This is a genomic window from Kitasatospora sp. NPDC059803, assembly GCF_042732255.1.
In the GTDB taxonomy this organism is placed as follows: Bacteria; Actinomycetota; Actinomycetes; order Streptomycetales; family Streptomycetaceae; genus Kitasatospora.
This window is the reverse complement of sequence record NZ_JBHWIJ010000151.1, coordinates 8,987-19,133: the sequence shown is the minus strand read 5'-3', so window position 1 is coordinate 19,133 and position 10,147 is coordinate 8,987. Positions and strand designations below refer to the sequence as shown.

The following is a 10,147-nucleotide window of genomic DNA, read 5'->3' as shown; positions in this document are numbered from 1 at the left end:
CCAACACTCGGGCGTCTCCACGACCCCGAAATAGTCACAGCGAGCTGAGTGAGGGCGTGGCGTCCTCCGCGCCCCCCCCCCCCCCACCACGCCGACGAGCTCCGCACCTTCGCCCTGCACCGCATCACCGGCGTCGCGGAACTCGACGAGTAACCCCGGCGGCAGGGCCGGGCTCAGTGCCCCTGCGACTCCTTCATCTTCTCCTTGACGGCCTTGTCCGCCAGGCTGCCGATCTCCCCCTGCCCGACCGGCAGCGAGCCTCCGCCGACCTGGTCGGCGATCAGGAATCCGGGCGCGGCGAGCAGCCCGCCGGGCCCCTCCCCGATCCCCGCGAGGGCGTGCGCGGAGCCGACGGACGAGGCGGTGGCCGCGAAGGCCGTACCCATCAGGGCGAGAGCGGTGAGAACGCGCTTCGACTTCTTCATGCCCGGCTCAACGAGCGATGCGCACCGTGGTCACCCGGAGCCGTCGCCCGGGGCGCGGGTACCGGCGCGGTCGCGGTCGCGGGCGCGGTCACCCGTACGAATGGAAGAAGCCCGATCACGTTTGGAAGGGGCCCGCTCACGTTCGCCGCGCAATGCGCGACACTGGAGGGTCTGCGTCAATCCAGCCTGTCAGCCAGTGGAGGGCTTCCCCGCGTGAACGACGGACCGCTCATCGTCCAGAGCGACAAAACTCTTCTCCTGGAGATCGATCACCCCAAGGCCGCCGAGTGCCGCCGCGTCATCGCGCCGTTCGCCGAGTTGGAGCGCGCCCCCGAGCACGTGCACACGTACCGGGTGACGCCGCTCGGGCTGTGGAACGCGCGGGCGGCGGGGCACGACGCCGAGCAGGTGGTCGACGCCCTGGTGACGTACTCGCGCTACCCGGTGCCGCACGCACTGCTGGTGGACGTGGCGGACACCATGGGCCGCTACGGGCGGCTCCAGCTGCTCAAGCACCCGACGCACGGGCTGGTGCTCGCCACCACCGACCGGCCGGTGCTGGAGGAGGTGCTGCGCTCCAAGAAGATCGCCCCGCTGGTCGGCGCCCGGGTCGACCCGGACACGGTGGTGGTGCACCCCTCCGAGCGCGGCCAGATCAAGCAGGTGCTGCTCAAGCTCGGCTGGCCAGCCGAGGACTTCGCCGGGTACGTGGACGGCGAGGCGCACCCGATCGAGCTGGACGAGGACGGCTGGCGGCTGCGCCCGTACCAGGCACAGGCCGTCGAGGGCTTCTGGCACGGCGGCTCGGGCGTCGTGGTGCTGCCCTGCGGCGCCGGCAAGACGCTGGTCGGCGCGGCCGCGATGGCGCACGCCAAGTCGACGACGCTGATCCTGGTCACCAACACCGTCTCGGCCCGCCAGTGGAAGCACGAGCTGGTCAAGCGCACCTCGCTCACCGAGGAGGAGATCGGCGAGTACAGCGGGACGCGCAAGGAGATCCGCCCGGTCACCATCGCCACCTACCAGGTGATGACCACCAAGCGGAAGGGCGCCTACGCGCACCTGGAGCTGTTCGACGCCCGCAACTGGGGCCTGGTGGTCTACGACGAGGTGCACCTGCTGCCGGCGCCGGTGTTCAAGTTCACCGCCGACCTCCAGGCCCGCCGCCGCCTGGGCCTGACCGCGACGCTGGTGCGCGAGGACGGCCGCGAGGGCGACGTGTTCAGCCTGATCGGGCCCAAGCGCTTCGACGCGCCGTGGAAGGAGATCGAGGCGCAGGGCTACATCGCGCCCGCCGACTGCTGCGAGGTGCGGGTCACCCTGACCGACTCGGAGCGCCTGGCCTACGCCACCGCCGAGCCCGAGGAGCGCTACCGCTTCTGCGCCACCACGGCGACCAAGCGGCGAGTGGTGGAGGCGCTGGTGAAGAAGCACGAGAAGGACCAGACGCTGGTCATCGGCCAGTACATCGACCAGCTGGACGAGCTCGGCGAGGTGCTGGACGCGCCCGTGATCAAGGGCGAGACCAGCAACGCCCAGCGCGAGAAGCTGTTCGAGGCGTTCCGCAACAAGGAGATCGGCGTCCTGGTGGTCTCCAAGGTCGCGAACTTCTCGATCGACCTGCCCGAGGCCACCGTGGCCATCCAGGTCTCCGGGACGTTCGGCTCCCGCCAGGAGGAGGCCCAGCGCCTGGGCCGCGTCCTGCGCCCGAAGGCGGACGGCCACTCGGCACACTTCTACTCGGTGGTCGCCCGGGACACCGTGGACCAGGACTTCGCCGCCCACCGGCAGCGCTTCCTGGCTGAGCAGGGCTACGCGTACCGCATCATCGACGCGGACGACGTGCTGTAGGGCGTGCGGTAGGGCACCCCGGCCCCGGACACCGTCGCGCCCGAGGAGGACCACGCGCGCGGCGGTGCCCGGGGCGGTGCCGCCGCGGTGCGCGTCCTCCGGGTCGTACGGGGGCCGGGACCTGCGGGCCCGGGACCTGCGGGCCCGGGACCTGCGGGGCTGGAACCCCGGGCCGCACGGGTCTAGGATCGTCCGTCTGCCCCCTCCCGAACCGTGGTACCTGCTGAAGTCGCGCAGGCAGCCGGGGGAGGCGCCGACCGCACGGCAACCGGTCGGCCGTACCCACCGTGAGCTCCATCGATCCGCTGCGCCCGGTTCCGGCGCAGCCGGGAAGGTTCGCTGTGCCCGCCACCCCCACCACCGACCCCCTCCAGCGCGAACGCGACCACCTGGCCGCGTCCCGGTCCGCGCTGCGAGCGATGCGCGAGGACGTCCAGTCGCTGGACCTGCGCGACGTGACCGGCACCTGGGTGTCCGCCGCCGTCCTCCAGAACCAGATCGAGGCCCGGATCGCCGCCCTCGCCGACCTCTCGCACACCCCGCTGTTCTTCGGCCGCCTGGACTACCTGCACGCGATCAGCGAGGAGCTGAGCGAAGGAGGAGGCGGCGAGAACTTCTACATCGGGCGCCGGCACGTCCACGACGCCGACGGCGACCCGATGGTGATCGACTGGCGCGCGCCGGTCTCCCAGCCGTTCTACCGGGCCACCCGCACCGAACCGCTGGACGTCGAACGCCGCCGCCGCTTCGGCTACACCGCCGGCGAGCTCACCGCCTACGAGGACGAGCACCTGAGCGACCCGGCGGAGGCGGACACCGCCTCCGCCCTGCTCGCCGCCGAGATCGAGAAGCCCCGCGTCGGCCCGATGCGCGACATCGTCGCCACCATCCAGCCCGAGCAGGACGAGATCGTCCGCTCCGACGTGACGGGCACCATCTGCGTCCAGGGCGCCCCCGGCACCGGGAAGACGGCCGTGGGCCTGCACCGCGTCGCGTACCTGCTGTACGCGCACCGTGAGCGCCTCGCCCGGACGGGCACGCTGGTGATCGGGCCGAACAACGCCTTCCTCTCCTACATCGAGCAGGTGCTCCCGGCCCTGGGCGAGCTGGACGTCGCCCAGGCGACCGTGCAGCAGCTGGTCGGGCACGTCGAGGTGCGCGGCGAGGACGACCCGCAGGCGGCCCGGCTGAAGGGCGACGCCCGGATGGCCGAGGTGCTGCGCCGGGCGGTGCGCGCGGGCATCGCGCTGCCCACCGAGCCCTGCGTGGTGGTCCGCGGCTCCCGCCGCTGGCGCGTCCAGGTGCACGAGCTCGCCGAGATCATCGAGGAGCTGAAGGGCCGCGAGGTGCGCTACGGCGCCGCCAGGGACGCCCTGCCGCAGCGGATCGCGCACACCGTGCTGCTGAAGATGGAACAGTCCGGCGAGGCCCCCGACGACCGGGTGCAGGACGCGGTGGCCCGCAACGCCGCGGTCAAGGCGGTGGCCAAGGAGTGCTGGCCGGCGGTCGATCCGGCGAAGCTGGTGCTGCGGCTGCTCTCCGACCCGGAGTTCCTGGCCGCCTGCGCGGAGGGCGTGCTGACCCCGGAGGAGCAGCAGGCGGTGCTGTGGCCCAAGCCGGGCCGCTCGGTGAAGACGGCCCGCTGGACGCAGGCCGACGCCGTCCTGGTCGACGAGGCGACGGACCTGGTGCAGCGCACCCCCTCGCTCGGGCACGTGGTGCTGGACGAGGCGCAGGACCTCTCCCCGATGCAGTACCGCGCGGTCGGCCGCCGCTGCACGACGGGCTCGGCGACCGTCCTCGGCGACCTCGCCCAGGGCACCACCCCGTGGGCGACGGCGAGCTGGCCGGACGCGCTGCGCCACCTGGGCAAGCCGGACGCCCACGTCGAGGAGCTGACCAAGGGTTTCCGGGTACCGGAGGAGGTCATCGCGTACGCCTCCCGGCTGCTCCCGGCGATCGCCCCGGGCCTGGCCCCGGCGACCTCCGTGCGCGACGCCCCCGGCTCGCTGACGATCCGCCGCCTCCCGGACGGGGAGGCCGTGCCCGCCGTCCTGGCGGCCTGCCGCGAGGCGCTGGAGCACGAGGGCTCGACCGGGCTGATCGCCGCCGACGCCCGGATCCCGGCGCTCGCCGAGGCGCTGACCGCGGCCGGCCTGCCGTACCTGTCCCCCGGCGCCGAGACCAGCGCCGAGGCCCGGCTGACGCTCGTCCCGGCCTCGCTGGCCAAGGGCCTGGAGTACGACTACGTGGTGCTGGACGAGCCGGCCGCGGTGGTCGCGGGCGAGCCGGACGAGCGGACCGGCCTGCGGCGGCTGTACGTGGCGCTCACCCGTGCCGTCTCCGGCCTGACGGTGCTGCACGGCGAGCCGCTGCCCGCGCAGCTGCACTGAGGAACCGGGCAGCGGGGGCCGGCCCCACCGGGACCGGCCCCCCGCCCGCCGCGCGCGCTCAGGCGTCGATCAAGGCCCGCCACTCGGCGACCTTGGCCGCGTCCACCGGCGTCCGCCAGCCGTCGACCCGCACCGCGCCGCCGACGTGGAAGCCGTCGAAGCCCTCGGCCCGCAGCCCCTTCAGGTGTTCGGCCCGCAGGCCGCCGCCGATCAGGATCCGCTGCCCGTACCCGGGCTCGCCCGCGCGGGCCAGGTCCGCCAGCAGCACCTCGTGCCCGGCGTCGACGCCGGCAGGCGCGCCCGAGGTGAGGAAGGTGTCCAGCCCGGGCAGCGCGCCGACGGCGGCCCGCAGGGCGGCCCGGTCGGCGCTGTGGTCGATCGCCCGGTGGAAGGTCCAGCGGCAGCCGGCCACCGCATCGGCGACGGCGGCGGTGGCGGCCAGGTCGACGGCGCCGTCGGCGTGGAGGAAGCCGAAGACGAACTCCTCGGCGCCCTCGGCCCGCAACGCGGCGGCCCGGGCGGCCAGTTCGTCCAGGCCGCCGGGCGCGAAGCCGTCCTGGATCCGGAGCATGACGCGCAGCGGGATGTCGACGGCGGCCCGGATCCGGGCGAAGTCCTCGACGGACGGGGTGAGCCCGTCCGCGGCCATGTCGGTGACCAGTTCGAGCCGGTCGGCGCCGCCCGACTCGGCAGCCTGGGCGTCCTGGGGCGTCAGCGCGATGACTTCGAAAATTGGTCTAGACATATCAGTAGGTTGCCACATCCGGCCGGGCCCGGCGAGCACTTCGCCCCAGCCCCCGGGTCACGCCAGGCTGCGCCCCTTCCCGGAGCCCCCGCCGAACCGTCCGCCGAGCCCGTCGCCGGTCCCGATCCGGCGCACCGCCACCGCGGCCGCCACCAGGAGCAGCAGCACCGGCGCCGCCATCGGCAGCACGTGCCAGAACCCGCGGCCCTCGCGCCAGATGTTGAACAGGCCCGCGAACATCGTCAGCGACAGCACCGCGACCCCGACGGCCGCCGGCAGCACCCGGCCGCGCAGCGCGGTGAAGGTCAGCAGCAGCGGCCCGATCAGCAGCACCGCGAACCACTGCATGTCCAGCGGGAAGGTCGAGTCGCCCCAGTGCTGGAGCGCCACCAGCAGCCCACCCCCGAGGACCGAGGCCAGCGCCAGCCCGCCGGAACGCCAGGAGGCCCTGGGGAGCAACTCCGTCGGCGCCGCGGCCAGTAGCAGCGCCCCCAGCACGAACGGCATGGTGGCCACGCTGCTGTCCCCCACCCCCCAGAGGTCGAACTCCGGCGGCAGCACGACGGCCTTCGCCAGCACGAACAGCGCGGAGACGGCCTGGACCAGCGAGATGACCCGCACCGCCGTCCAGCGCCCCGTCACGACGGCCACCGCGAGCAGCAGCGCGATCACCGGCGGCGCGATGGTCAGGGCGTACGTGAGGTACGAGTCGTCCCAGGTCAGCCGATGGGCGGCCCGCTCCGCATCGCTCACCCACGGCACCAGGGCCGCACCGGCCAGCGCCCCGGCGACCATCGGCGCGGCCAGCGCGAGCACCCGCCCGGCCAGCGAGGAGCCGGTCAGCCCGAGCCGCACCCGCAGCCCGTACGCGGCCAGGTCGAACGCCTCGCGGGCGACGGCCGAGCGGCCGGCCTCCGCCGTGGTGTCGGCGAACACCGCGGCCAGTTCCTCGCCGCGCTCCCGGCGGTAGCGCGGCGGGTAGAACTGCAGCGCCGCCCGCAGCGCGGTCGAAGGCGCCCCCATCGTCGGCGTGGTCATGGGTGTGGTCATGCGAAGAACCCCCTCATCATCGACTTCCCCTCCGGCTCCGGCTTTCCCTGCAGCGCCGACAGGACGTTCGCGAGACGGCGCTCCGCCTCGGTGGCGACGGCCCGCAGCCGCTCCGCCTCGGAGGCCAGCGCCTCCCGGCCGACGCTGGTCAGCGCGTAGCTGCGCCGCGCCCTCCCGTCCACGACCTCCTCCGCGGCGACCTCGATCAGCCCCTGCTGGAGCAGCCGGTCGAGGGCGCCGTACAGGGTGCCGGTGCGCATCTTGACCCGGCCCTCGGAGATCGCGGCGATCTCCTGGATGAGGGCGTAGCCGTGTCTCGGGGCGTCCGCCAGGGCGGTGAGCAGCAGCAGCGTCGGCTCCTGCATCGAGCGTTCAGTCATACGACTACATATATCGTCAACCTACCTATAGGTCCAGTACTCCCGCCGCCCGGTCCACCACGCGGACCACGAGTCGGCTGGGAGCGGACCAGGAGCGGGCCAGGAGCTGGCTAGGAGAGCTCCCCCACCGGCGCGACCACCGCACCCTGCTTGCCGCACACCCAGTGCGGCTCCGGCCCCAGCTCCGGCTCCACGCCGAGCGCGTGCGGGTCCCCGTCGGCTGCGCAGGCGGTGCACAGCGGCCAGCGCCCGTACGCCTCCAGCAGCGCGTCCTGGACGTCCTGGGCGACCAGCCCGAGCACGTACTCGGTGCCGTCCGGCCACTGCTCCAGCCACCAGCGGCGGTGCGTCACGGCCTGCTCCACCAGGGAGACGACGGCGGCGTCCGCCACGTCCCGCGCGGTGAGGTCGGCCAGGATCAGCGCCCGCGCGTTGTGCAGCGCGGTCTCGATGTCGTCGGAAGCCATCTGTCCATTCTCCGGTAGAACGCCGTGTGGGCGGCCCCCCGAAGGGGACCGCCCACACGATCAGGAACCAACTGATCCGATCGGTGCGATCAGGATCAGAAGTCCATGTCACCGCCCGGCATGCCGCCGCCGGCGGCCGCAGCGGCCTTCTCCGGCTTGTCGGCGATGACGGCCTCGGTGGTGAGGAACAGCGCCGCGATGGAGGCGGCGTTCTGCAGCGCGGAGCGGGTCACCTTGGCCGGGTCGATGATGCCCTCGGCGATCAGGTCGACGTAGGTGTTGGTGGCCGCGTTCAGGCCGTGACCGGCGGGAAGGTTGCGCACCTTCTCCACCACGACGCCACCCTCCAGGCCGGCGTTGGTCGCGATCTGCTTGATCGGGGCCTCCAGCGCGACCTTGACGATGTTGGCACCGGTGGCCTCGTCGCCCTCCAGCTCCAGCTTGTCGAAGGCGACCGAGGCCTGCAGCAGCGCGACGCCACCACCGGCGACGATGCCCTCCTCGACGGCGGCCTTCGCGTTGCGGACGGCGTCCTCGATGCGGTGCTTGCGCTCCTTGAGCTCCACCTCGGTGGCCGCGCCGGCCTTGATGACGGCCACGCCGCCGGCCAGCTTGGCGAGGCGCTCCTGGAGCTTCTCGCGGTCGTAGTCCGAGTCGCTGTTCTCGATCTCGGCGCGGATCTGGTTCACGCGGCCGGCGACCTGCTCGCTGTCACCGCCACCGTCGACGATGGTGGTCTCGTCCTTGGTGATGACCACCTTGCGGGCGGTGCCCAGCAGGTCGATGCCGGCGTTCTCCAGCTTGAGGCCGACCTCCTCGGAGATCACGGTGCCACCGGTGAGGATGGCGATGTCGCCGAGCATGGCCTTGCGGCGGTCGCCGAAGCCCGGGGCCTTGACGGCGACGGACTTGAAGGTGCCGCGGATCTTGTTCACGACCAGGGTCGACAGGGCCTCGCCCTCGACGTCCTCGGCGATGATGACGAGCGGCTTGCCGCTCTGCATGACCTTCTCCAGCAGCGGCAGCAGGTCCTTGACCGAGCCGATCTTGGAGTTGGCGATGAGGATGTACGGGTCCTCGAACGTCGCCTCCATGCGCTCCAGGTCGGTCGCGAAGTAGGCGGAGATGTAGCCCTTGTCGAAGCGCATGCCCTCGGTGAGCTCAAGCTCCAGACCGAAGGTGTTGCTCTCCTCGACGGTGATGACGCCTTCCTTGCCGACCTTGTCCATGGCCTCGGCGATGAGCTCGCCGATCTGGGTGTCGGCGGCCGAGATGGAGGCGGTGGAGGCGATCTGCTCCTTGGTCTCCACGTCCTTGGCCTGGGCCAGCAGCTGGTCGGAGACGGCGGCGACGGCCTTCTCGATGCCGCGCTTCAGGGCCATCGGGTTGGCGCCGGCGGCGACGTTGCGCAGACCCTCGCGAACCAGGGCCTGGGCGAGCACGGTGGCGGTGGTGGTGCCGTCACCCGCGACGTCGTCGGTCTTCTTGGCGACCTCCTTGACGAGCTCCGCGCCGATCTTCTCGTAGGGGTCCTCGAGCTCGATCTCCTTGGCGATGGAGACACCGTCGTTGGTGATCGTGGGGGCGCCCCACTTCTTCTCCAGCACGACGTTGCGACCCTTGGGGCCGAGCGTGACCTTCACTGCGTCGGCGAGCTGGTTCATGCCACGCTCAAGGCCGCGGCGAGCTTCCTCATCAAAGGCGATGATCTTGGCCATCAGAAGTGGTCCTCCGGGACACGGTCGACTGCTCGGACCAAGGGGTGCCCGCGACGGACGGCCCTGGTGTGCGGGGGTCCTTTCCCCTACCGCTCCCGGGGGCCTCACCGACCCGGTCCGCTGTCACTCTCACGCTGTGAGTGCTAACGCCAATGATTAGCACTCCGGGTGGTCGAGTGCAAGCCCAATCGCGATCCCGCGAGCCGTCCGGGGCGCTCCCGCCGACCCGCGCAACTCCCCGCCGGGGAACGCCGACGGGCCCGCACGACGTGTGTCGTACGGGCCCGTCGAGAAGCGAGTGGTCACCAGCCGTGGGCCGCGCCGAGCTCCTGGGGTCGGAAGGGGGTCACACCGCGGCGCGGACCATGTCCGCCTGCGGGCCCTTCTGTCCCTGGGAGATCTCGAACTCGACCCGCTGGCCCTCCTCGAGGGTGCGGTAGCCGTCCATCTGGATCGCGCTGTAGTGGACGAAGACGTCCGCACCACCGTCGACCGCGATGAAGCCGTAGCCCTTCTCCGCGTTGAACCACTTGACGGTGCCCTGAGCCATTCCGAACTCCCCTAGTGCTGTGCTGGCCCTTCACGCGCCCGCAGGTCGCGGGCCCGGGTCTGGTTTGAAGGCCGGCCCGGGGAACCCCCCCTGGGCGCAGCCGTGCACGCCGCAGTCCTCCGCCGGGGGTGCCTGACGGCGCCCTGTGAGCGGGTGATTACGTCGACCGCGGCTGAATGTATCCGGATCGACGCCCTCTGCAACAGGGTCAGCTGCGGGGAATTCCGGCACCGCGCCAAGGGGCAGGACGGGCGAAAGCGGGAGGAATTCGGCATTTCACGCCGGACATAGCGGACGGATTACTACAAATCCCCGCGGGAATTCTGACATCTGCCTGACATGTTTCACGGCCCAGGCATCCGACCGGTCTCAGCGGCCGGACGACCGTCCGGCGATTCGCGGGTGAGGATGAGGGGAAGCCCTGTTCCCAACCGAGCCACACTCTACTCCGACTTGACCCCGCCATATTCCCGCCGAAATGCGGCCGGGGGGGCGGGGGGGGCGGGGTACGCAATGAGGTGGCGCGCGCCGCCGGGGGGGCGGAAGGCGGCGGGGGGGGGGCGCGGAG

General features: G+C 72.3%; 9 protein-coding genes. 2 read left to right on the top strand and 7 right to left on the bottom strand.

Going from position 1 to position 10,147, the window contains the following annotated elements; all coding sequences use genetic code 11:
• Positions 1-173 precede the first annotated feature (173 nt).
• Positions 174-425 carry a hypothetical protein gene (locus tag ACFV6I_RS23100; protein ID WP_063348222.1) on the bottom strand — a complete coding sequence of 84 codons (252 nt, stop codon included), beginning with the start codon at positions 423-425 and terminating at the stop codon, positions 174-176.
• 213 nt (positions 426-638) lie between these two features.
• Here ACFV6I_RS23100 and ACFV6I_RS23095 point away from each other — a divergent pair, with 213 nt between their 5' ends.
• Both ACFV6I_RS23095 and ACFV6I_RS23090 read left to right on the top strand, forming a co-directional pair.
• Positions 639-2,276, top strand: a complete 1,638-nt coding sequence (locus ACFV6I_RS23095) for a DNA repair helicase XPB (RefSeq protein ID WP_063348223.1) — start codon at positions 639-641, stop codon at positions 2,274-2,276.
• A gap of 341 nt (positions 2,277-2,617) precedes the next feature.
• Positions 2,618-4,669, top strand: coding sequence for a HelD family protein (locus tag ACFV6I_RS23090; RefSeq protein WP_380427358.1), 2,052 nt, complete (start codon positions 2,618-2,620; stop codon positions 4,667-4,669).
• A 58-nt stretch (positions 4,670-4,727) separates the two neighbouring features.
• Here ACFV6I_RS23090 and ACFV6I_RS23085 read toward each other — a convergent pair whose 3' ends face one another.
• The 6 genes from ACFV6I_RS23085 to ACFV6I_RS23060 all read right to left on the bottom strand — a co-directional run bounded on the left by ACFV6I_RS23085 (position 4,728) and on the right by ACFV6I_RS23060 (position 9,579).
• Complete coding sequence (locus ACFV6I_RS23085; RefSeq protein WP_380427356.1) at positions 4,728-5,414, bottom strand: copper homeostasis protein CutC; 687 nt, start codon at positions 5,412-5,414, stop codon at positions 4,728-4,730.
• A 57-nt stretch (positions 5,415-5,471) separates the two neighbouring features.
• Positions 5,472-6,464, bottom strand: coding sequence for a hypothetical protein (locus tag ACFV6I_RS23080; protein WP_159398459.1), 993 nt, complete (start codon positions 6,462-6,464; stop codon positions 5,472-5,474).
• On the bottom strand, positions 6,461-6,844 hold the full coding sequence (locus ACFV6I_RS23075; RefSeq protein ID WP_079135692.1) for a PadR family transcriptional regulator: 384 nt from the start codon (positions 6,842-6,844) through the stop codon (positions 6,461-6,463). The genes ACFV6I_RS23080 and ACFV6I_RS23075 overlap by 4 nt, the downstream gene beginning before the upstream one ends.
• A gap of 110 nt (positions 6,845-6,954) precedes the next feature.
• A complete protein-coding gene (locus tag ACFV6I_RS23070) occupies positions 6,955-7,311 on the bottom strand; it encodes a hypothetical protein (protein ID WP_063348227.1) in 357 nt (118 codons plus the stop codon).
• A gap of 95 nt (positions 7,312-7,406) precedes the next feature.
• A complete protein-coding gene (gene groL / locus ACFV6I_RS23065; RefSeq protein WP_063348228.1) occupies positions 7,407-9,029 on the bottom strand; it encodes a chaperonin GroEL in 1,623 nt (540 codons plus the stop codon).
• 346 nt (positions 9,030-9,375) lie between these two features.
• Entirely contained in the window at positions 9,376-9,579 is a 204-nt protein-coding gene (locus ACFV6I_RS23060; protein WP_030289665.1) for a cold-shock protein, read from the bottom strand.
• Between the last annotated feature and the right edge of the window lie 568 nt (positions 9,580-10,147).